A 22,662-nucleotide genomic window follows, 5' to 3' on the forward strand; every position below is an offset into this window, starting at 1 on the left:
GACGGGGCGGCGGTTGCGAAGGCGGGTGTCAGCCGCGCCAGGTGTCGTTCAGCGTGACCTTGCCCGAGGCCGGGACGGTGGCGGTGCGGTTGATGCCGCCTTCCCAGGTGACAGTGCCCGAGCCGTCCTTGCGGAGGTACTTGTACTCGAACGACATGCCCGCGGGCAGCGTCACGTCGAGCTTCCAGACGGGGTAGCCCGCCGGGTCCAGCTTGAGCGCGCTGCCGGTGTTCCAGTTGCCGAGCGCCGAGTGGTTGCCGGTGACGTAGATGTCCTGGCCGACCACGGTGGTGGCGTTGACGTTGAACGACGCGCCACTGGTGGCGGGGGTGGAGTCGCCGCTGCAGGTCACGGCCCCGGTGTGCAGGGCGAGCGCGGTGTCGGGGCCGAGCGTCGCCGTGAACCGGCCGGAATCGTTCACCGTGACGGTCCGGTTGCTCTGCACGTCGCAGTAGGTGCCGGCGGGCAGCGAGGTCTGGAAGGTCCGGGTCAGCGGCGAGGCCTCGTGGTTGATGGCGACGTACGCCTTGTCGCCGCGTCCGAAGGCGATCTGGTCGCCGCCGTTGTCCCACCAGTTGGTGACGCCCTGGCCGCGGGCCACATTCCGGAAGGCGACCATCGAGGAGATTTCGCGCCAGGCGTGCTGGCACTTCCATCCGTCGCTGTAGCAGGCGTTCACCTTGCCGCCGGCCGGGGGCCCCGCGTCCTTGTCGGACCACTCGTAGCCGGAGTGGACATCGGGCGATCCGTACGGCCAGGCCAGCATGAAGACACCGGCGAGGGTGTAGTTGGCACCGTCCTTGTAGGTGAGCGTGTCGCCGACGCGCTCGGTGTCGTGGTTGTCCACGAAGACGGCGGACCTGCCGGAGGCCATGTAGCCCCAGCCCTCGCCGAAGTTCTTCAGATAAGCGAGGTTCTCGCTGGTGAAGACGCGCTTGAGGTCGCGGGCGTAACGGAACTCCTGGACGTCGCCGTTGCCGAGGTACTCGCTCGGGGAGACCGCCTCGCCGGCGCCATGGATGGCTTCCTGCTTCCAGTACACGCCGGTGTCGGTGAGCTTCGCCCTGATGGCGGCGAGGTCGGCGGCGGGCATGTGCTTGGCGGCGTCGATACGGAAGCCGTCGACGCCGAGGCTCAGCAGGTCGTTCATATAGCCGGCGATCCTGGTGCGGACGTACTCCTCGCCGGTATCGAGGTCGGCGAGACCGACCAGCTCGCAGTTCTGGACGTCGGCCCGGTCCTGGTAGTTGCTGATCCGGGCGGTGCAGTCGTCCATGTCGGGCGACGAGTACAGGCCGGGGTAGCCGTACTTGGTGTACGAGGAGCCGCCGGTACCCGTCCCGGAGGCGGCGGCCATGTGGTTGATGACAGTGTCGACGACGACCTTGACGCCTGCCGTGTGGCAGCTGCTGACCATGCTCCGGAACGACGCGCGGTCGCCCAGCCGTCCCGCGATCTTGTAGCTGACGGGCTGGTACGAGGTCCACCACTGCGAGCCCTGGATGTGCTCCTGCGGGGGCGAGACCTGGACGTAGCCGTAGCCGGCGGGACCGAGCTGGTCCGTGCAGGCCTTGGCCACCGAGGCGAAGTTCCACTCGAACATCACGGCGGTGACGTCCTTTTCGCCGGGCGGCGTGCCCTGGGCCGAGGTGGGGGCCGTGACGGCCACAGCGGCTCCCGCCAGGGTGGCGAGTGCAGCGGCCACGGTTCTGCGGGCCATGAATCCTCCTCTTCGGGGGAGGTGCGGATGCGAGGGGGAAGCCTCGTACGACAACGCGCCATGTCCGCAAGGCCTTTGACGATTCTTGCTGCAAGAAGTCTGAAACTGATTGCGGTCGAGACCGTACGGTTCTGCCGCGCACAGGTCAAGCCCTTGAGCACACTCCGGTGACGGCGCAGGAACATGGCCGTTTCGTGACCGCAAACTCTTTCGCAAGTCATTGCAGGGGTGTTACGTTCACCCACGACGCCGGTCCGGCCGGCCGGGGGACCCGGCCCTGCCGGGCCCTACGCGCCCGGCCGGCCGGACCGGTTCTCAAGCCGGGGAGGCCCGGGGCCACTTCAGACCCCGCCGCCCTCAACAGGGCAGGCCCCGGGCATCCTTGATCAGCTGCGCCGATCGTGCCGCTGGCTCGTGGAACCGCGGACGACCAGCTCGGGCTGGAAGACGAACTCGGTGCGGTGCACCGGGTTTCCCTGGATCTCCTCGATCAGCGCGTTCACCGCGGCCGTCGCCATCGCCTTGACGGGCTGGCGCACGGTCGTCAGCGGCGGGTCGGTGAATGCGATCAGCGGGGAGTCGTCGAAACCGACCACGGACACATCCCCCGGCACATCCAGGCCCCGCGAACGCACCGCGCGGATCGCACCCAGCGCCATCAGGTCGCTGCCGCAGACGATCCCGGTGCAGCCCTGATCCATCAGCAGTCCGGCCGCCGCCTGCCCGCCCTCGACGGAGAACAGCGTGCGCTGGATGAGGTTTTCGGCCTCCTGACGCGGCACACCGAGCACCGTGTGCAGGGCGTCGGTGAAGCCCTCCGCCTTGCGGCGGGAGGGCACATAGCGGGTCGGCCCGATGGCGAGACCGATGCGCTCATGCCCCAGTTCGGCGAGATGCGAGACGGCCATCCGCGCGGCCGAACGGTCGTCGGGCGAGACGAACGGCGCGTCGACCGCTTCGTTGTAACCGTTGATGAGGACGAACGGGACCCCACGGGAGGACAGCCGGACATAGCGCGAGGCGTCGGCGGTGGTGTCCGCGTGCAGCCCGGAGAGAAAGACGATGCCGGTGACACCACGCTCCACCAGCTGCTCGACCAGCTCGTCCTCGGTGGCACCGCCCGGCATCTGGGTGCACAGGACCGGCGTGTAGCCGTGCCCGGCCAGCACCTGCTCTATGACCTGGGCAAACGCCGGAAAGATCGGGTTGGTGAGCTCAGGGATCACCAGACCGACCAGACCGGCGCTGCGCCGCTTGAGGCGTACCGGCCGTTCATAGCCGAGGACGTCGAGCGCGGCCAGCACCCGCTGCCTGGTCGGGGACGCGACTCCGGGCTTGCCGTTGAGCACCCGGCTGACGGTGGCCTCACTGACAGCGGCCTGGGCCGCGATGTCCGAAAGCCGCGGGGTGCCGTTGTCGGCACCCCGCGGCAGCGGAACCGTCACACCGCCCACCACACCGTGCTGTCCGCGGGCAGATCCACCCGGCCGCCGTCCACGGCGACCGCGGCACTGGCCAGCAGCAGTTGACCGTACGCCGGCAGGGAGACCGCCTTGCCGGTCGTGTTCACGGTGCAGACGAAGCCCTCGCGGCGGAAGGCGAGCACACCCTCGGGGGCGTCCAGCCAGCTCACCGCGTCCCCCTCGCCGAGTCCCGGCTGCTCGCGGCGCACGGCCAGCGCGCTGCGGTACAGCTCCAGGGTCGAGTCCGGGTCACCGGTCTGCGCCTCGACACTGAGTCCGCCCCAGCTGTCCGGCTGCGGCAGCCAGCTGCCGCCGCTGCCGAAGCCGTACGAGGAGCCCTCGGCGGTCCACGGGATCGGCACCCGGCAGCCGTCGCGGAATCCGTCCTGACCGGCCGCGCGGAAGAACGACGGGTCCTGGCGCACCTCGTCGGGCAGGTCCGTGACGTCCGGCAGACCGAGCTCCTCGCCCTGGTAGAGGTACGCGGAGCCGGGCAGCGCCAGCATCAGCAGCGTCGCCGCACGGGCCCGGCGCAGGCCGAGCTCCCGGTCCCCGGCGTCGCGGATCTGGGTGCCGAGACCGGGCGGGTTGGCGAACCGGGTCGCGTGCCGGGTGACGTCGTGGTTGGAGAGCACCCAGGTGGCGGGGGCGCCGACGGGCCGCATCGCCGCGAGCGAGAGGTCGATGACCGAGCGGAGCTCGGTGGCGTCCCAGGCGGTGCCGAGGTACTGGAAGTTGAAGGCCTGGTGCAGCTCGTCGGGGCGTACGTAGTTCGCCGTGCGCTCCACGGTCGGCGTCCAGGCCTCGGCGACGGCGATCCGGTCCCCCGGGTACTCGTCGAGGATCTTGCGCCAGGCGCGGTAGATGTCGTGCACGCCGTCCTGGTCGAAGAACGGCATGACGTCGTTCCCGAGCAGCTTCAGCTGGTCGTGGCCGCCGATGTCGGGCAGACCCTCGGCCTTGACCAGGCCGTGGGCGACATCGACGCGGAAGCCGTCGACGCCCATGTCCAGCCAGAAGCGCAGGATCGAGCGGAACTCGTCGGCGACGGCCGGGTGGTCCCAGTTGAAGTCGGGCTGCTCGGGCGCGAAGAGGTGCAGATACCAGTCGCCAGGGGTGCCGTCCGGGTTCTCGGTGCGCGTCCAGGCGGGGCCGCCGAAGATGGATTCCCAGTCGTTGGGCGGGAGCTGACCGTTCGCGCCCTTGCCGGGGCGGAAGTGGTAGCGCTCGCGCAGTGCGGAGCCGGGGCCCTCGGCGAGCGCGCGCTTGAACCACTCGTGCTGGTCGGACGAGTGGTTGGGGACCAGGTCGACGATGATGCGCAGGCCCAGCTCGTGGGCGTCGCGGATCAGGGCGTCGGCGTCGAGGAGGGTGCCGAACATCGGGTCGATGGCACGGTAGTCGGCGACGTCGTAGCCGGCGTCGGCCTGTGGGGAGGCGTAGAAGGGGCTGAGCCAGACGGCGTCGACGCCGAGGTTCTTCAGATACGGCAGCCGGCTGCGTACACCGTCGAGATCGCCCATGCCGTCGCCGTTCCCGTCGGCGAAGCTGCGCGGATAGACCTGGTAGATCACCGCGTCGCGCCACCAGCCCGGTCGGGTGCCGTCGAGTGTGTGCGTGGGGGCAGCGAGGTGCTGGGTCATGTCTTCCCTGAGTACGAGATGGCGGACGGGAACAAGTGGGGGTGCGCGTCAGGACTTCGCCGCGCCGGCGGTGAGGCCGGTGACCAGATGGCGCTGGACGAGGTAGAAGACGAGCGACGCCGGCAGGGCGATGAGCACCGCGGTCGCGGCCATCAGGTCCCACTGGGTGTCGTACTGGCTGACGAAGGTGGTCAGACCGATGGACAGGGTGTACTTGCCCTCGCTGAGCATGAACACCGATGCGTAGGCGACCTCGCCCCACGCGGTGAGGAAGGTGTAGAAGGCGGCCACCGCCAGGCCCGGCCGGGCGAGCGGCAGGATCAGCCGGTAGAAGGTGCCGAAGGGGGTCAGTCCGTCGACCCGGCCGGCCTCGTCGATCTCGTGCGGGATGGTGTCGAAGTAGCCCTTGAGCAGCCAGGCGCAGTACGGGACGGCCGTGGTGCAGTAGACCAGGATGAGCGCCCCGTAGGTGTCCAGCAGACCCAGGTCCGCGACGATCTTGTAGAGCGGGACCATCAGGATGGCGACCGGGAACATCTGGGTGACCAGGAAGGTCCACATCAGCTGGCGGTGGCCGGGGAAGCGCATCCGGGAGACGGCGTAGCCGGCGCTGGCGGCGATGAACACGCCCAGCAGACAGGTGCCCAGCGCCACGATCAGCGAGTTGACGAACCACTGGAGGAACTCGGTGTCGTTCAGCACGGCCGAGTAGTTCTCGAGGCTGATCTTGCCGGCGATCTCGTCCGGGTGGAGGAAGTCCGTCTTGTCCGGGCCGAGCGAGATCCAGGCGATCCAGCCGACCGGGAAGAAGGCGATGAAGCTCGCCACGATCAGGGTGGCGTGGATGGCGACGGAGGCGCCGAAGCTGCGCTGTCCGCGGCGGCGTTCGCGGCCGCGGCCGCCGGGTGCTGCGGTCTTCGCCGCGGTGGCCGCCGCGGGGCGTTCGGTCGTGATGCTCATGTCGGTGGCGTCCTTTCGTGTCTCAGGCGGCGGTCTGCTCGTTGCGGGCGAGCCAGCGCCGGTAGAAGGAGGCGAAGACGATGAGCATCGACAGGATGATCACGCCGTAGGCCGCCGATCCGGCGTAGTCGCGCGGATCCTGGCCGAAGCCGAGGCGGTAGGCCCATGTGACGAGGATCTGGGCCTCGGGTGCACCGGTCGCGCCGAACAGCAGGAAGATCACGACGAACTGGTTGAACGTCCAGATGATGCCGAGAAGGATCACGGTGGAGCTGACCGAGCGCAGGCCGGGCAGCGTGACATGGCGGAAGCGCTGCCAGGGAGTGGTGCCGTCCATCTCGGCGGCCTCGTACAGATCGGTGTTGATCGACTGCAGTCCGCCGAGCAGCGAGACCATCATGAAGGGCACACCGACCCAGACATTGACCATGATCGCGGAGGTGCGCTGCCAGAAGACGTCGCTGAGCCAGCCGGGCTGCGGCAGATGAAGCCAGCCGAGCGCGGCGTTCAGGATGCCGCCCTCGTCGGCGAGTATCAGCCGCCAGGAGAAGACGGTGACGAACGTGGGCACCGCCCACGGCAGGATCAGGACGAGCCGGTAGAAGGTGCGGCCGCGCAGCTTGCGGTTGAGCAGCATCGCGAGGCCGAGCCCGATGCCGTAGTGGAACGCGACACAGACGATCGTCCACACGATCGTCCAGGTGAAGTGCGGCCAGAACTGGCCGTCGGAGCCGGAGAGGATCTCCGTGTAGTTGTCCGCGCCGACGAACGAGAAGGCGTCCGGGATCTCGTTGACACCGATCGTCCGGCCCACGTTGAGGCTGGTGGCGTCGGTCATCGACAGATAGATGCCGCGGATGAGCGGGTAGAGCACCAGCACGCCGAGCACGAGGACGACCGGAGCCACCATGGCCCAGGCGTACCAGTGCTTCTCGTACGACAGTTTCATACGGGCGAAGAGCCCGGGGCGCGGGGCGTCACCACGCCCACCCTTTCGGGTAGCACCCTCGACGGCGACGGTCATCTTCGGCACCTTCTCGGCAGATTCCTGCGGGGGTCGGTTGGGGGGTACGGCTGCACGGCCGGCCCGCCCCGGTCAGGCGGGGCGGGCCGGCCGTGAGGATCAGGAGTAGTCCTTCAGCAGCTTCTTGTAGGCCGCGGCGGTGTCGTCCAGACCCTTCTTCACGTCGGCCTTGCCCTGGAGGACCTTGGTGACGTTGGTCTCGAAGTCGGTGTACAGGGAGCTGTAGCTCGGGTCCGAGCCGCGCGCCTTACCGGCCTCGGCCAGAACCGTCTGCATGTCGGCGAAGCCGGGCAGCGCCTTGACCTCGGCGGTGTAGGCGGAGGTACGGGTCGGCAGGGTGCTGTTCTTCAGCGCGATCTTCGCCTGGCTCTCGGCGGAGGTCATGAAGCCGACGAACTTCTGCGCGGCCTTCTGGTGGGCGGCGTCGGAGCCGGCGTAGACGGACAGGTTGTGGCCGCCGATCGGGGCGCCCTTGCCGGCCGAGCCGGCCGGGACCGTGGAGATGCCCAGGTTCGCCGCGTCCTTGAAGGCAGCGCCCTTGTATATGTTGGTGAGCTCCCACGGGCCCTGGACGATCATGGCGACCTTGCCGGTCGTGAAGGCGTCCTGCATGTGGGCGTAGGAGTCGGCGGAGACATCGAGCTTGGCGACACCGTCGGCGGCCAGCAGGCTCTTGCTGGTCTCGATGGCCTTGACGGCCTTGTCCGAGTTGACGGTGATCTTCTTGCCCTCGGAGTCGATCAGGTCGACGCCCTCGCCGTAGAGGAACGGCATCTGGTAGTAGCCGGCCTTGTTCAGCCAGAAGCCCTCGGCGTCGGTCTTGGAGGCGACGGCCTTGGAGACCTTCTTCAGCTCGTCCCAGGTCGTGGGCGCCTTGTCGACGCCGGCCTTCTTCAGCAGTTCCTTGTTCCACATGAGCGCGAGCGAGTCGGTGACAATCGGCGCACCGTAGGTCTTGCCCTCGTACTGGGCCTGCTTGAGCAGGGCCGGGGTGATGTCCTCGGAGTTCTTCAGCGCCTCGGTGCCGTCCAGCGGCGCGAGGAACTGGGACTTCGCCCAGTTGGCGGTCCAGCCGACGTCGGCACGGACCACGTCGGGCGCGCCCTTGCTGCCGGCCGCGGTCTGGAACTTGTTCTGCGCCTGGTCGAAGGGGACATTCACGTACTTGACGGTGATGTCCTTGTTGGCCTTCTCGAACTCCGAGATCAGGGCCTTGTAGTTGGGCGCCTCGTTGGTGGCATTGGAGGTGTCCCACCAGGTGATGGTGACGGGGCCGCCTTCGCCCTTCGAACCGTTGTCGCTGTCGCCGCCGCAAGCCGTTACCGCAAGCGCCAAGGTCGCGGTCAGCGCGGTGGCCGCTATGCCACGTCGCATGTGAACTCCTTCAACGAGGGGACCGCTCCATCGCGGCGCCGATTCGTCGAGGAACGTAACAGGGCTGAAAACTATCCGAAAGACCTTGCGGCAAATTTCTGCAAGGCCGATTGATCGTTACATCCGTGTGTCCGGAGAGTTGCCGGTGCATCGCTTGACACCTGCGCCTTCCCCAGGTTGCGCCGCCCTCGACGACCCTCGCAAGCCTTCCGCAAGAGTTTGCAGGCCTGTTACGTTTCTGTCCTGACCGTCCGAAAGGGGTCGTTCATGGCGCGCAAGTCCCCGATGTCGCACGAAGCCGCAGATCCCGTATCCGGTGGGCAAGCCGACACGCGACAGGTACAGTCCCCTCCCATGACCGCGCGGCTCTCCGACATCGCAGCCCAGGCGGGGGTCAGTGAAGCCACAGTCAGCCGCGTACTCAACGGCAAGCCCGGTGTGGCCGCGGCCACCCGCGAGTCCGTCCTTGCCGCGCTCGACGTCCTCGGCTACGAGCGGCCCGTGCGGCTGCGCCGCCGCAGCGCCGGCCTGATCGGCCTGATAACCCCCGAGCTGGACAATCCCATCTTCCCGGCGCTCGCCCAGGTCATCGGACAGGCACTGACCCGCCAGGGCTACACGCCGGTGCTCGCGACCCAGACGCCGGGCGGGTCCACGGAGGACGAGCTCACCGAGATGCTGGTGGACCGCGGCGTTTCCGGGATCATCTTCGTGTCCGGTCTGCACGCCGACACCACCGCCGATATGCAGCGGTACGACCAGTTGCGCGGCCAGGGCGTCCCCTTTGTCCTTGTCAACGGCTTTTCTCCGCATGTGCAGGCCCCCTTCGTCTCCCCCGACGACCGGGCGGCGATGCAGCTCGCGGTCACGCATCTGGTCTCGCTCGGTCACACCCGCATCGGTCTGGCACTGGGCCCCAGGCGGTTCGTTCCGGTGCTGCGCAAGATCGAGGGGTTCCAGCTCGGTATGAAGGAGCGGCTGGGGCTCACACCCGAGGAGTCCGCGCAGCTGATCCAGCATTCCCTCTACACGCTGGAGGGCGGCCAGGCCGCGGCCACCGCGCTGATCGCCCGGGGCTGCACCGCCGTCGTGTGCGCCAGCGACATGATGGCGCTCGGCGCGATCCGGGCCGCCCGCCAGCAGGGGCTGCACGTCCCGAAGGACATCTCCGTGGTCGGTTTCGACGACTCGCCGCTCATAGCGTTCACCGATCCCCCGCTGACCACGATCCGCCAGCCCGTCCAGGCCATGGGGCAGGCGGCCGTCCGTGCCCTGCTGGAGGAGATAGGCGGTACGCCTGCCCCGCACAGCGAGTTCGTTTTCATGCCGGAGCTGGTGGTGCGCGGATCGACCTCCTCCGGTGCCAAGCGGGCTGCTGTCGCGGAGTGAACACCGGCATGAACACTGACGTGAGGGCACCCGATCTCGACATGCTGGTGGTCGGTGGCGCCGGAGTGGACACGATCGTACGGGTGGAGGCTCTTGAACTGCCGCCCGGGGACTCGGTGTTCGTACCCCCGGTGCACGACTACGTGGCGCACACGGGCAACGGTGTGGCGCTGGGCTTCCATGCGCTGGGCCTTGCCACCAAGTTCATCGACTTCCTCGGCGACGACGCGCAGGGCCGGGCGGTGCTCGCCGCGTATGCCCGGAGCGGCCTGGACTTCAGCCACGTCCACTCGCCGCACGGCACCCCCCGCGGGGTCAACCTCGTCGACCCCCAGGGCCGCCGCTTCTCCTTCTACGACGGCCGTCACCCGGCGGATCTACGGCTGCCGCGCGCCTTCTACCTGCCGTATCTGGAGCGCGCCCGCCATGTCCATCTGTCGATCGTCGGCCACAACCGGGACATGTACGAGGACATCCGCCGGCTCGGGGTGAGCAGCTCCACCGATCTGCACGACTGGGACGGCCGCAATCCGCACCACCGCACCTATGCCCTCGCGTCCGACTACGTCTTCCTGAGCGCCGCCGCGATCCACGACCGGCTCGACGACGTGCTGCACACGATCCTCGACGAGGGCCGGGCACGGCTGGTGGTGGCCACCGACGGCGCCGACGGCTGCCACCTGCTGGTGCGCGGCGAGCAGTACGTACGGCACTTCCCGGCGGTGCGCCCCGAACGGCCCGTCGTCGACACCAACGGTGCGGGGGACGCGTTCGTCACCGCGTTCCTGCAGACGCTCCTGGAGGGGGGCGAGGTGGAGGAGTGCGTGCTGGCCGGCTCGGTCTCCGGGGCCTTCGCCTGCGCCTCGGCCGGCACGCACACCGAGTTCATCGACCGGCCGGGGCTGCGCGCCGCCTGCGCGCGTGCCGCCGGCCGGTGACGGTCACCGCCGGTACACGATCTCCCGGCGGGCCGGGTCGCCGAGCACATTGACCACGAACAGCCCCAGGTCGAAGTGCTCGGCCGCCACGAAGGGCGTCGGGTCCTCGGCCGGGTCGACGACGGTCTCCGGCACCGGGTACTCGACGGACATGCTGCCGACGGTCGGCCGACAGCGGTCACCGTCCCGCTCGTGGCGCGTCTCCAGATCCCCGTCGGCGACGACGTCCCGCTCCGCGAGGCGCGGCCGGAGAACGCCCCGGGCCCGGTAGAGCACCAGCCGGACGCCGGCGAGCTCGCCGTACTCCCCCGCCGGGTCCCCGCCGCCGCACCGGTGCGAGATCTCCCGTCGCCGGGTCGAACCGGGCCCACTCGTCGCAGCGGTCGAACGATCGAACAGTGATCATTTCCTCGTCCCCGGGTTCAACGGTCCGCCCCGCCCAGCCCCGGCTCGCGCCGCCGGCGCCGCGACACCTGTCGTGGTCTTCCGCATCTGCCGCGTCCTGCCTCTGGCCGACGGCACATTGAATCAGGGACGCCACCCAGGCCCGTAGCCCGTCAGGGGATCCGGGGCACCGGTCAGTCGACCGTCACCGGGTGCCGCACCACCGCGTCGAAGAGATAGCCCTGGGTGTTGTGCACCGCCACCTCGGACTGGGTGCGTCCCGTCGCGTCCGTCGCACGGGCCAGCAGTACGGCCGGTCCCCGGCGCCGCGGCACCCACCCGGCCGACCAGCGCACCCAACTGCCCCTGCGCGGGGTGTCGCGCAGCCGCGCCGGGCACCAGTACCGGCCGCCGTCGGTGCTGATCTCCACCTTCCGCACGGGCGCTCCTCCGGACCACGAGCGGCCGGTGAGCTCGACCTCGCGGTGGACGGGAAGGATCGCCCCCGCGGCCAGCTCGAAGGCGCTCTTGAGACCCTGCCGGGTCAGCGGGGCGCTGCCCCCGGCCGGATGTCCGGCGCCGAACAGCCGGTACATGTCGGTGTTCCACGGGGTGTACAGCGGTTCGGCGCTCACCTCGATGTCGCCGACCCATTTGATCGAGGAGATGCCCACCCAGTTGGGGACGATCAGCCGGACCGGATGGCCGTGATCGGGCGGCAGGGGCTCGCCGTTCATCTCGTAGGCGAGCAGGACGTCGTCCAGTGCCTTGGCCACCGGCAGCGGCCTGCGGACCCGGCCGAGATTGATCCCGCCGCTGACGACCTCGTCGTCGAGGCCGCGCGGCAGCACGTCCACGGCGCCCGGGGAGATGCCGGCCCTGCGCAGCACATCGCCGAGCCGGGCACCGCGCCAGCGCGCGACCCCGATGGCTCCGAGTGTCCACGCGGTGCCGCTGACCTGCTGCCCCTGCTGGGTCGTGTAGAAGCTGCGGCCGTTTCCCGCGCACTCTACGAATGCGGTACGGGTGACCGCAGGCAGGGCGCGCAGGTCGTCACAGGTGAAGTGCACCCCGGGGCCGGTCAGTCCGCTGCCCCATACGCCGAGTCGCCAGTCGGCGGCCTCGATGCGGGGCGTCACGGTGTGGTTGCGTACGAAGAACCGGTCGGCCGGGGTGTGCAGTCCCGTGCCCCGCAGGGAGGCGAAGTTGGTCTCGGCGTTGGTGCCGCGGATGGTGAACAGTTCCGGCGGCAGGGGCTTGACAATGCCTGCGGCCACGGCGGCGGGCACCGCGCCGGCCGGGCCGGCAGCCAGGCCGAGCGGTACCGCCGCGGATGCGGCGGCGACCAGTTTCATCAGGTCCCGGCGGTCGATCCCGGATGTTCTGGCGCTGCCGCGGGTCCACTGGCGAAGCCGCCTGCGGTCGTAGGCGGACTCGGACAGGGGCACGAACGACATGAACACTCCACAGGTGCGAGCCGGGCGGGGACGTCACCCCCAGGGTTCCGGCTGCCTGATACGGACGGTAGAGGCCGTTTCCGGACGCCTGGAAGCGCACCGCCGCAAAGGCCATGAAGCCGCAACGCGTCCGCAACACGGGGCTGTCCATGGCGGACGGGGCGGCCCGGCCGGGCCGGGGACATGGCCGGTCCCCGACCCGGTCGGCAGCGCACGGTCAGGAACCGGTGGCCCCCACCTCGTCACGCACCTGGCGGGCTGCCGCGACCAGGTTCTCCAGCGATGCCCTGGTCTCCGGCCAGCCACGGGTCTTCAGCCCGCAGTCGGGGTTGACCCACAGCCGCTCGGCCCCGATCGCCGCAAGCCCTTTGCGCAGCAGGTCCGCGGCCTCGTCCCGGCCCGGTACGCGAGGCGAATGGATGTCGTACACGCCAGGCCCGACCTCGCGCGGGTAACGCGCCGTGCTCAGTTCACCGGCGACCTGCATGTGGGAGCGGGCGGCTTCCAGGCTGATGACGTCGGCGTCGAGGTCGTCGATGGCCTGGACGATGTCCCCGAACTCGGCGTAGCACATGTGGGTGTGGATCTGGGTGTCCGGGCGTACGCCACTCGTGGTGAGGCGGAACGCCTCCGTCGCCCAGGCCAGGTACGCCCCGTGGTCGGCGGCCCGGAGCGGGAGCGTCTCGCGCAGCGCGGGCTCGTCGACCTGGATGACCGAACTGCCCGCCGCTTCCAGGTCGTTGACCTCGTCGCGCAGGGCGAGCGCGACCTGGCGTGCGGTGTCGCCCAGCGGCTGGTCGTCGCGGACGAAGGACCAGGCGAGCATGGTGACCGGGCCGGTGAGCATTCCCTTGACCGGGCGGTCGGTGAGCGACTGGGCGTAACGCGTCCAGCGGAGTGTCATCGGCTCGGGGCGGGAGATGTCACCGGCCAGGATCGGCGGGCGGACGCAGCGGGTGCCGTAGGACTGGACCCAGCCGTGCTGCGTGGCGAGATACCCCGTCAGCTGCTCGGCGAAGTACTGCACCATGTCGTTGCGTTCGGGCTCACCGTGTACCAGGACGTCGATACCGGTCTTCTCCTGGAAGGAGATGACCTCGCGGATCTCCGCCTCGATGCGCTCCTCGTAGCCGGCGACGTCGATCCTTCCCGCGCGCAGATCGGACCGGGCGGCGCGCAGTTCAGTCGTCTGGGGGAAGGAGCCGATGGTGGTCGTGGGCAGCAGCGGCAGCCCGAGGTGGGCGCGCTGGGCGGCGGCCCTCTCGGGGTACGGCTGGTAGCGGCGGCCATCGGTGTCGGTGACGGCCGATGCCCGGGCGCGGACCGCGGGGTCGTGGGTGAGTGCCGAGCCGGCACGGGAGGCCAGGTCGGCTCGGTTGGCGGCGAGTTCGGCCGCGACGGTTTCCGTGCCCTGGGCAAGGCCGCGGGCGAGGGTGACGATTTCGGCGGTCTTCTGGCGGGCGAAGGCGAGCCAGCGGGCGATCTGGGGGTCGATGTCGCGCTCGGCCGCGGAGTCGAGCGGCACGTGCAGCAGGGAGCAGGAGGCCGCGACATCGACCCGGTCGGCGAGGCCGAGGAGCGTACCGAGAGTGGACAGGGACTTCTCGAAGTCGTTGATCCAGATGTTGCGGCCGTTGACGACTCCGGCGACCAAGCGCTTGCCGGGCAGCCCGCCTACTGCGGCCAGGTCGTCGAGATTGGCCGCGGCGGCATCGGTGAAGTCCAGCGCGAGACCGTCGACGGGGGCCTTGGCGAGGATGGGCAGGGCTTCGCCGAGACGGTCGAAGTAGGAGGCGACCAACAGCTTGGGCCGGTCGTCGAGACCACCGAGGTCGCGGTAGGCGCGGGCGGCGGCGTTCAGGTCCGCGCGGGTGCGGTCCTGCACGAGAGCGGGCTCGTCCAGCTGCACCCACTCGGCGCCGGCGGCCCGCAGATCGGCGAGCACCTGCGCGTACACCGGCAGCAGCCGGTCCAGCAGAGTGATCGGCTCGAAGTCGGCGGCGACGCCGGGTGCGGGCTTGGCCAGCAGCAGATAGGTGACCGGTCCGACCAGTACCGGCCGGGCGGTGTGACCGAGCGCGAGGGCCTCCTTCAGCTCGGCGACCTGCTTGGTGGAGTCGGCGGTGAAGACGGTGTCGGGGCCGAGTTCGGGGACCAGGTAGTGGTAGTTGGTGTCGAACCACTTGGTCATCTCCAGCGGCGCCACGTCCTGGGTGCCGCGGGCCATCGCGAAGTAGCCGTCCAGGGAGCCTGCCTCGACGGCGGCACGGTGGCGGGCGGGGATCGCACCCACCATCACGCTGATGTCCAGGACGTGGTCGTAGTACGAGAAGTCACCGGTCGGCACCTCGTGGATGCCGGCCCCGGTCAGCTGCTGCCAGTTGGCGCGGCGCAGCCCGGCGGCGGTCTCCCGGAGGGCATCGGCGGTGACGCGGCCCTTCCAATAGCCCTCGACAGCCTTCTTCAGTTCACGGTTCTGGCCCTGACGGGGGTAGCCGTACACGGTGGCCCGTGCTGCCGCGGCTGCGGACTTGCTGGTCAAGGAACTCTCCTTCGCGAGTATGTCTCCTGTGGCACCCGGCGACGGGCAGAGAACGCGAAGAGGTGACGAACCGGACGGCACGGTCTCGCGCCGTTCGCGCGGCCGTCCGTCTGGTATGCACGCCGACCCTCCCTCGAGGTCGCCAGGATCTCCGCACGCGATCGGTCGCGCACGGGCAACGGGCAGGTCTTCGGACTCGCGGGCACGTCTGCCGGTCTCCCGGCGGACTCCTACTGGCCGTCGCTTCCCAGACCCGGCCGGGCCCAGTGCGTATGACGGCGGTCGTTCCCGCTCACCGCTGCGGGGCAGTCCCGGATTTACACCGGGTTCCCTCTTACGACGCTCCCATCTGGATGACAGGGCGAACCAGCTGCGCCTGCCAGCCTAGAGGGCAGCCCTCGAGCGCGGATACAACCGTTCACATTCCGGCGGTGATCTGAGACATGCTGCTCAGCCACGGACAACACAGCAGGGCGCGGGGCAGCTCGGTCACACCGCTCCGCGCCCCGCTCCACAGCAGCCTGGGCCCCTCGGCCCCGGCGGCGAACCCGGGCCCCTCAGCCCCGGTCGTAGGTGTGGAACCCCCGGCCCGACTTACGGCCGAGCAGCCCCGCCTCGACCATCCGCTGGAGCAGCGGTGGCGGGGCGTAGAGGGGTTCCTTGAACTCGTCGTACAGCGACTCCGCGATGGCCGCGACGGTGTCCAGGCCGATCAGGTCCGCCAGCTTGAGCGGCCCCATCGGATGGGCGCAGCCGAGCTCCATCCCTGCGTCTACGTCGGTGGCGGTGGCAAAGCCGGACTCGGCCATACGGATCGCGGAGAGGAGGTAAGGGATGAGCAGGGCGTTGACGACGAAGCCGGCCCGGTCCTGGGAGCGGACCACTGTCTTGCGCAGCGTGCTGGTCGCGAACTCCTCGACTGCCGTCACCGCGTCGGGCGCGGTGTGCAGGGATGCCACAACCTCCACCAGCGGCAGGACGGGTACCGGGTTGAAGAAGTGCAGGCCGAGCACGCGGTCGGCGCGGTTCGTTGCCATGCCCAGGCGCATGACCGGGATGGATGAGGTGTTGGTGGCCAGGATCGCCTCCGGATCTTCGACGATCTTGTCGAGCGCGGCAAAGACCTCGGTCTTCGCCTCGGCGTTCTCGACGACGGCTTCGACGACGAGCTGCCGGTCGGCCAGGTCGTCGAGGCTGCCGCTGAAGACGAGCCGGGCAAGGGCGTCCTCGGCGGAGATACGGTCGAGCTTGCCTCGCTGGACGGCGCGTTCGAGGGAGACAGCCACCCGTTCCCGAGCGCCGCGCGCGGCGGTGGTGTCCGCCTCGCAGACCACGGTGTCCAGCCCGGCGCGGGCGCAGACTTCGGCGATTCCGGCGCCCATCTGCCCGCCGCCGACGACGCCGACCCGTGTGAGGGATCCGTTCATGACTGTACTTCCGATCGTCGGACGAGGTGGCGGGGGTAGGCGTCGGTGGTGAAGAACTCGGGCAGCGTCCTGGCGAGGGCGGTGCGTTCGAAGATCTCGCGGACCTCCTCGACGCGGGCCCAGGGGTACTCCCGGCCGAGCGCCGCGATCTCCTCATCCAGGATCGCGAGAACGCTGTCGCGGTCGACGGCGCCGTGTCGTAGCCACTGCCAGACTTGGCTGCGGGCGATTTCGGCGGTTGCGGCGTCCTCCATGTGGCCGTCCAGGGGGACGGCGCCCTGGCCGCGCAGCCAGGCATCGAAGTAGCGCAGGGCGAGCGCAACGTTGGAACGGACACCGTCCGGCGTGGGCGGGCCTGAAGTGCGGCGGACGGCCAGGAGGTCATCGGCGCCGACGTCGACGTCTTCGCGCGTGCGGTCGAGCTGGTGGGGCCGGCCGCCGAGGACGCCGTCGAAGATGTCGCGGCAGAGGGGGACGAGTGCCGGGTGGGCCACCCAGGTGCCGTCGAAGCCGTCCTCCGCCTCACGTTCCTTGTCGAGCCGGACCCTGGCGAGTGCGGATTCCTGTGCCGTGGCGTCCTGGACGGGCACGTGTGCGGCCATGCCGCCGATGGCGTGGGCCCCGCGCTTGTGGCAGGTGCGCACGAGGAGTTCGGTGTAGGCCCGCAGGAACGGGGCGGTCATGGTGACCCGGTCCCGGTCGGGAAGGGTGAAGTCGGGGCGGTGGGCGAAGTTCTTGATCAGGCTGAAGAGGTAGTCCCAGCGGCCCGCGTTGAGTCCTGCGCTGTGTTCGCGCAGTTCGAAGAGGATCTCCTCCATCTCCAGGGCCGCGGTGACGGTCTCGATGAGAACGGTCGCGCGGATGGTGCCGCGCGGGATGTCCAGGAGGTCCTGGGCGAGGACGAACACGTCGTTCCACAGGCGGGCTTCGTCGCGGTGCTCCAGCTTGGGGAGGTAGAAGTACGGCCCCTGGCCCGCGTCGATCTGCCGCTGGGCGCAGTGGAAGAAGTACAGGCCGAAGTCGACGAGGGACGCGGACAGCGGACGGCCGTCGATCACCAGATGCTTTTCGGTGAGGTGCCAGCCGCGGGGGCGGACCATGATCGTGGCGAGGTCGTCGCCGAACCGGCGCTTCCCGCACTCCGGGGTGGTGAAGCCGATGCGCCGCTCGACGGCGTCGAGCAGGACGAGCTGACCGCCGACAATGTTGTCCCAGGTCGGCGAGGTGGCGTCCTCGAAGTCCGCCATCCACACCTGGGCACCGGAGGTCAGGGCATCGGCCACCGTCCGCCGGTCGGGCGGTCCGGTGATCTCCACGCGGCGGTCGGTCAGGCCAGGGCCGGGCGGGGCGACCCGCCAGTCGGGGTCGTTGCGGATGCCCGTGGTGGCGCGGGAGAAGTCGAGCGGGAAGCCGGAGGTGAGCCGGCCCGCCAGCCGCCGCCGCTCGGCGAACAGCTCGAAGCGACGGCCGGCGAAGGCGGCGTCGAGGCGGGCGATGAAGTCCAGAGCCTCGGGTGTGAGGATCTCGTCGAAGCGGTCGCCGGGTGCGCCGAGGACCTGGATACGACCGGTCAGTGCGGTGGTGGACATGAGGTACTCCTCAGCGGGAGTGGTGCGGGCCGGACGGGGACGGCCGTCCGGCCCCCACCTGGACACGGGTTCGCTTGACGTGCGGGTGCCGCGCCTCGCGTCGAGGCCGGAGGAGCTGCCGGTCCCGGCCGCGGACGGGACCGGCACTGATGGGGCTCAGTGGAACTGCTCTTCCTCGGTGGAGCCGCTCAGCGCTGTGGTTGAGGAGGCGGGGTTGACGGCGGTGGAGACGAGGTCGAAGTAGCCGGTGCCGACCTCGCGTTGGTGCTTGACCGCGGTGAAGCCCTGGGCCTGTGCGGCGAACTCGCGCTCCTGCAGGTCGACGTAGGCGGTCATGCCGTGCTCGGCGTAGCCGCGGGCCAGGTCGAACATGCCGTGGTTGAGGGAGTGGAAGCCGGCCAGGGTGATGAACTGGAAGCGATAGCCCATCGCGCCCAGCTCCCGCTGGAACTTGGCGATCTGGTCGTCGTCCAGGGCGGCCTTCCAGTTGAAGGACGGCGAGCAGTTGTACGCCAGCATCTGGTCGGGGTTCTCGGCGTGGATGGCCTCGGCGAACTCGCGGGCCTGTGCCAGATCCGGGGTGCCGGTCTCGACCCAGATGAGGTCGGCGTACGGGGCGTAGGCGAGACCACGGGCGATGACCGGAGCCATGCCGTTCTGCACCCGGTAGAAGCCCTCGGCGGTGCGCTCCCCCGTCACGAACTGCGCGTCGCGCTCATCCACGTCACTGGTCAGCAGGTTCGCGGCGAGCGCGTCCGTACGAGCCACGATCAGCGTCGGCACATCGGCGATGTCGGCCGCGAGACGGGCCGCGTTGAGGGTGCGGATGTGCTGGGCCGTCGGCACGAGGACCTTGCCGCCGAGGTGTCCGCACTTCTTCTCGGAGGCCAGCTGGTCCTCGTAATGGATACCCGCGGCACCGGCGGCGATCATGGCCTTGGTCAGCTCGAAGGCGTTGAGCGGTCCGCCGAAGCCGGCCTCGGCGTCGGCGACGATCGGGGCCAGCCAGTCCGTGGTGTCCGTGCCGCCCTCCGCGGTGGCGATCTGGTCGGCACGCAGCAGCGCGTTGTTGATCCGACGGACCACCTGTGGAACCGAGTTGACCGGGTAGAGGCTCTGGTCGGGGTAGGTGTGGCCGGCCTGGTTGGCATCGGCCGCGACCTGCCAGCCGGAGAGATAGATCGCCTGCAGGCCCGCCTTCACCTGCTGCACGGCCTGGCCACCGGTCAGGGCGCCCAACGCATGGATGTAGTCCTGCTCGTGCAGCTGCCGCCACAGCCGCTCGGCGCCGCGCCGGGCCAGGGTGTGCTCCTCGCGGACGCTGCCACTCAGCCGGACCACTTCCTCGGCCGTGTACGTGCGTTCCACACCCTGCCAGCGCGGCTGTGTCGCCCATTGCTGCGCCAACTGCTCGGCCTGCTGAGCCGCCGTTGTCCCTGTCTGCGCCATGACCGTCTCCCGGTGATGTTCTGTAAAGGGTGCGAAGGACATGCTCCTTCGTATGCTGTGCGGCCCGCCGATCCCCGCCCGGTGTGTGGAGCGGTGAGCAATGCGCCGGAGTCGCCGTGCCGGGATGCCGGGATGTGCGACGTCAGGGCATGAAATCGCGCCCGAAGTTCCGGCTTGGTCGCCGGGTCCGGCGGGCCGCAGCACGACTCTGACAGTGGCACTGAGTGCCATCAAGCAGGGACGCATGCCAACCTTTGCGAATCTTCCCTCTCCATTGTGCCAACCTTGCCAATGCTGGACTGGGCTCACTGAGGCCTACACTCGCTGCCATGGGCAAGACGTACGCGGGAGCGAGACTGCGCCGGTTGCGCGAGGAACGGCGGCTCAGCCAGGCAGAGCTGGCCCGGGTGCTGGCCATCTCGCCGAGCTATCTGAACCAGATGGAGCACGACTCCAGGCCGCTGACCGTGCCCGTACTCCTGCGGTTGACCGAGGCGTTCGGCGTGGACCCGGGCTTCTTCTCCGAACGGGACACCGGCCGTGTCCTCGCCGGTCTGCGCGAAGCGCTCGCCGACGATCTCGCCACGGCCCGGGTGTCCCCCGGCGATCTGTCCGAACTGGTCTCCCGGCTGCCGTCGGTCGCCGCCGTCCTGCTGGACCTCGGGCGGCGCAACCAGGAATTGACCGAGCAACTGGCCGAGGCCGCCGAGGGCCGTGCGGACGCCACCCCGCCCACCGCACCGCGCTCGCCCCACGAGGAGATCCGCGAGTTCTTCTACCGTCGGCAGAACTATCTGCACGACGCCGACACCGCGGCCGAAGAGCTGGCGGGCGCGCTCGGCATCCGCCCCGGCGAGGTGCTGCGGGCCCTGTCGGCCCGGCTCACCGAGCAGCACGGAGTACGCATCGCCGCCGACTCCGACCGACTGCACCGCTACGACCCCGCCGCCCGCGTCCTGCATCTGTCGGCCCGGCTGCGCCCCGGCCAGCAGGCCTTCCGCATGGCCACCCAGCTCGCCCTGCTCGAGTACGACGACGAGCTGTCGCGCCTCGCCTCGCAGGACCACGAGGAGGGCTCGGCGAGCTGGTCGCTGGCGCGGATCGGGGTCGCCAACTACTTCGCCGCCGCACTGATCCTGCCGTACCGCGCTTTCCACGGTGCCGCCGAGGAACTGCGCTACGACATCGAGCGGCTCACCGACCGGTTCGGGCTGGGCTACGAGACCGTCTGCCACCGGCTGAGCACCCTCCAGCGGCCGCGGCTGCGCGGTGTGCCGTTCTCGTTCGTCCGGGTCGACCGGGCGGGCAACCTGTCCAAGCGGCAGTCCGCCACCGGCTTCCACTTCTCCCGGGCCGGCGGCACCTGTCCTTTGTGGAATGTGTACGAGGCGTTCGCAGCGCCCGGCCGTATCCATGTCCAGATCGCCGCCATGCCCGACGGTCAGCGCCATCTGTGGACCGCCCGCACCGTCACCCGCCACCGTGGCGGCTGGGGCGAACCCGGCAAGACCTTTGCGATCGGGCTCGGCTGCGAGATCCGCCATGCGGGACGGCTCGTCTACTCCGACGGGCTCGACCTCGACAACGCCTCCGCCGCCACCCCGATCGGCATGGGCTGCCGTATCTGCGAACGGGTGGACTGCCCGCAGCGTGCGGTTCCGCCGCTCGGGCGGCCGCTGGCGATCGACGAGCGCAGCAGCACCTTCGTGCCGTATCCGGTGGCGGACGGTCCGCGCTGAGGCGCCTTGCCGGGCCGCCGCGCGGGATCGCGCGGCCGAGCCGCCGGGCCTGCGGATACGTATTGCGGGGTTGTGGCGGTGGGCGCGGGCGGGGACATGGATGATGGGCGCGGCATGACCTCACCCGAAGCATCCCTGGCCTCCGTGATCTGCTCCCCGCCGGCCGCCCGGCGGAGCGAGCGGTGGCTGAGGGCCGGGCTCTTCACGGTGATCAGCTCGGTCCTGGCCACGGTCGGCCATCATCTGGGGTCCGGGGACGCCGTGCAGTGGGCGCGGCTGACGGCTGCGACGGCCGCGGTCCTCCTGGCCGTCCTGCCGGGTGCGGGGCGTGTCCGAAAACCCGCGCCGGCGCTGGCGGCGACCCTCGCCGCGCAACTGGTGCTGCACCGCGCCCTGTCCCTGCCGGTGAGCTCCCGGGCCGGAGAGCCGGCCCATGAGACCCATCGGGCGACGGGTGCGCAGTACCCGTCGCATCACAGTGCCTCCATGATGCTCGTCGCGCATGCGGTGGCGGCCGTGACAGTCGCGGTGCTGATGCAGCGCGCCGACCGGCGGCTGTCCGAACTGCCGTCCCTCATCGACCGGTTGATCGGATCGGCGACCGCGGCGCTGGCCGCGGCGGCGGGGCGGCTGTCGCTGCGGTCGGGAGGCACGGCCGGGGGTAGAGGGCTGCCGCTGCCCGTCGTCCGCGATCCGTCCCGGGTGCGGAGGCAGCTCGTTCATGTCCTGGTGCGCAGGGGGCCACCGTCGGCGGTGCGCTCCGCCGGCCTTCCCCCTGTCATGCGCTGATCCGCGCTGATCCGCGCCGAACCGAGAGATCCGTACATCCATGAACACACCACGCATGTACCTGACCGTCCGCCGGCTGGGCCTGGTTGCCGCGGCGGCCGTGGTCACCGTCGTCGCCGGGGCGACCACAGCGGCCGCGCACGCCCACGTGACCGCGTCCGAGGCCCGCGCGCTCGCCGAGAACGTCACCCTGACCTTCACCTCCGAGGCCGAGTCGGACACCGCGGGCATCAAGGAGCTGCGGATCGTCCTGCCCGAGGGCATCAAGCCGGATGCGGTCGCGCTCGAGGAAGCCCCGAAGGGCTGGAAGCTGTCGACCACCGAGGACGGCTACACCGTGGGCGGCACCGCCCTGAAGACGGGTACGGACGCCGAGCACAGCATCGTCGTACGGCAGTTGCCCGATGCGACGTCGCTGGTGTTCAAGACCGTCGAGACGTACGGCGACGGCAACGTCGCGCGATGGATCGAAACACCGGGCGACGGCGAACAGGCGGACAACCCCGCTCCGGTACTGAAGCTGGAGCCCGCCGCGCGGGGCGCCAGGCCGATCACACCGAGTCCGAGCGCCAGCGCCGAGTCCTCGCCCGAGCAGAGCGCCACCACGCCGACACCTTCCGCTGCGAAGCCGGCGGAGGCGACGAAGCAGGACGACGGCGGGAACGGCACCGGCCTCGTCGTGGGCGCGGTCGCGGCCGTCGCCCTCGTGGGTGCGGGTGTCGCGCTGTGGTCGCGGCGTCGTAACAGCGCCTCGGCGTAGAGCAGTTGCGGGTAC

17 protein-coding genes and 1 riboswitch are annotated in these 22,662 nt (G+C 70.0%); of the genes, 5 read left to right on the forward strand and 12 right to left on the reverse strand.

From position 1 onward, the window contains the following. Nucleotides 1-28: 28 nt before the first annotated feature. The 6 genes from ACFYWI_RS11020 to ACFYWI_RS11045 form a co-directional block, all read right to left on the reverse strand. Nucleotides 29-1,720, reverse strand: coding sequence for a carbohydrate-binding module family 20 domain-containing protein (locus tag ACFYWI_RS11020; protein WP_389228689.1), 1,692 nt, complete (start codon nucleotides 1,718-1,720; stop codon nucleotides 29-31). A 386-nt stretch (nucleotides 1,721-2,106) separates the two neighbouring features. Next, on the reverse strand, nucleotides 2,107-3,174 hold the full coding sequence (locus ACFYWI_RS11025) for a LacI family DNA-binding transcriptional regulator (RefSeq protein WP_389228692.1): 1,068 nt from the start codon (nucleotides 3,172-3,174) through the stop codon (nucleotides 2,107-2,109). Beyond that, complete coding sequence (locus ACFYWI_RS11030; protein ID WP_389228695.1) at nucleotides 3,162-4,826, reverse strand: glycoside hydrolase family 13 protein; 1,665 nt, start codon at nucleotides 4,824-4,826, stop codon at nucleotides 3,162-3,164. The genes ACFYWI_RS11025 and ACFYWI_RS11030 overlap by 13 nt, the downstream gene beginning before the upstream one ends. Nucleotides 4,827-4,874: 48 nt before the next feature. Further along, nucleotides 4,875-5,786 (reverse strand): sugar ABC transporter permease, encoded by a 912-nt coding sequence (locus tag ACFYWI_RS11035; protein WP_389228698.1) that lies wholly within the window; start codon nucleotides 5,784-5,786, stop codon nucleotides 4,875-4,877. Between the two features lie 22 nt (nucleotides 5,787-5,808). After that, nucleotides 5,809-6,810, reverse strand: a complete 1,002-nt coding sequence (locus ACFYWI_RS11040) for a carbohydrate ABC transporter permease (protein WP_389228701.1) — start codon at nucleotides 6,808-6,810, stop codon at nucleotides 5,809-5,811. Between the two features lie 99 nt (nucleotides 6,811-6,909). After that, on the reverse strand, nucleotides 6,910-8,184 hold the full coding sequence (locus ACFYWI_RS11045) for an extracellular solute-binding protein (protein WP_389228704.1): 1,275 nt from the start codon (nucleotides 8,182-8,184) through the stop codon (nucleotides 6,910-6,912). A gap of 354 nt (nucleotides 8,185-8,538) precedes the next feature. Between ACFYWI_RS11045 and ACFYWI_RS11050 the strand changes: the two genes are divergently transcribed. Continuing rightward, on the forward strand, nucleotides 8,539-9,573 hold the full coding sequence (locus tag ACFYWI_RS11050) for a LacI family DNA-binding transcriptional regulator (protein WP_389228707.1): 1,035 nt from the start codon (nucleotides 8,539-8,541) through the stop codon (nucleotides 9,571-9,573). An 8-nt stretch (nucleotides 9,574-9,581) separates the two neighbouring features. Continuing rightward, entirely contained in the window at nucleotides 9,582-10,511 is a 930-nt protein-coding gene (locus ACFYWI_RS11055; protein WP_389228710.1) for a carbohydrate kinase family protein, read from the forward strand. 3 nt (nucleotides 10,512-10,514) lie between these two features. Here the strand turns inward: ACFYWI_RS11055 and ACFYWI_RS11060 are convergent, their stop codons facing one another. The 6 genes from ACFYWI_RS11060 to aceA all read right to left on the reverse strand — a co-directional run bounded on the left by ACFYWI_RS11060 (nucleotide 10,515) and on the right by aceA (nucleotide 19,359). Then, a complete protein-coding gene (locus ACFYWI_RS11060; protein WP_389228713.1) occupies nucleotides 10,515-10,787 on the reverse strand; it encodes a hypothetical protein in 273 nt (90 codons plus the stop codon). A 302-nt stretch (nucleotides 10,788-11,089) separates the two neighbouring features. Further along, entirely contained in the window at nucleotides 11,090-12,352 is a 1,263-nt protein-coding gene (locus ACFYWI_RS11065) for a sulfite oxidase (RefSeq protein WP_389228716.1), read from the reverse strand. A gap of 217 nt (nucleotides 12,353-12,569) precedes the next feature. Beyond that, entirely contained in the window at nucleotides 12,570-14,894 is a 2,325-nt protein-coding gene (metE, locus tag ACFYWI_RS11070; protein WP_389228720.1) for a 5-methyltetrahydropteroyltriglutamate--homocysteine S-methyltransferase, read from the reverse strand. 163 nt (nucleotides 14,895-15,057) lie between these two features. Next, a riboswitch (cobalamin riboswitch) is annotated at nucleotides 15,058-15,280 on the reverse strand. 171 nt (nucleotides 15,281-15,451) lie between these two features. After that, nucleotides 15,452-16,321 carry a 3-hydroxybutyryl-CoA dehydrogenase gene (locus ACFYWI_RS11075; RefSeq protein ID WP_389228723.1) on the reverse strand — a complete coding sequence of 290 codons (870 nt, stop codon included), beginning with the start codon at nucleotides 16,319-16,321 and terminating at the stop codon, nucleotides 15,452-15,454. Then, complete coding sequence (aceB, locus tag ACFYWI_RS11080) at nucleotides 16,318-17,910, reverse strand: malate synthase A (protein WP_389228726.1); 1,593 nt, start codon at nucleotides 17,908-17,910, stop codon at nucleotides 16,318-16,320. Before aceB ends, ACFYWI_RS11075 begins: the two co-directional genes overlap by 4 nt. A gap of 156 nt (nucleotides 17,911-18,066) precedes the next feature. After that, on the reverse strand, nucleotides 18,067-19,359 hold the full coding sequence (gene aceA, locus ACFYWI_RS11085) for an isocitrate lyase (protein WP_389228729.1): 1,293 nt from the start codon (nucleotides 19,357-19,359) through the stop codon (nucleotides 18,067-18,069). Nucleotides 19,360-19,688: 329 nt separating this feature from the next. Between aceA and ACFYWI_RS11090 the strand changes: the two genes are divergently transcribed. The 3 genes from ACFYWI_RS11090 (at nucleotide 19,689) to ACFYWI_RS11100 (ending at nucleotide 22,647) form a co-directional block, all read left to right on the forward strand. Then, nucleotides 19,689-21,098, forward strand: a complete 1,410-nt coding sequence (locus tag ACFYWI_RS11090; RefSeq protein WP_389228732.1) for a short-chain fatty acyl-CoA regulator family protein — start codon at nucleotides 19,689-19,691, stop codon at nucleotides 21,096-21,098. A 114-nt stretch (nucleotides 21,099-21,212) separates the two neighbouring features. Continuing rightward, nucleotides 21,213-21,887: a hypothetical protein gene (locus tag ACFYWI_RS11095; protein ID WP_389228735.1), complete on the forward strand. Its 675-nt coding sequence runs from the start codon at nucleotides 21,213-21,215 to the stop codon at nucleotides 21,885-21,887. A 40-nt stretch (nucleotides 21,888-21,927) separates the two neighbouring features. Next, a complete protein-coding gene (locus ACFYWI_RS11100) occupies nucleotides 21,928-22,647 on the forward strand; it encodes a DUF1775 domain-containing protein (protein ID WP_389228738.1) in 720 nt (239 codons plus the stop codon). Nucleotides 22,648-22,662 lie beyond the last annotated feature (15 nt).

Source organism: Streptomyces sp. NPDC002889, from assembly GCF_042888425.1.
Taxonomy (GTDB): Bacteria; Actinomycetota; Actinomycetes; order Streptomycetales; family Streptomycetaceae; genus Streptomyces.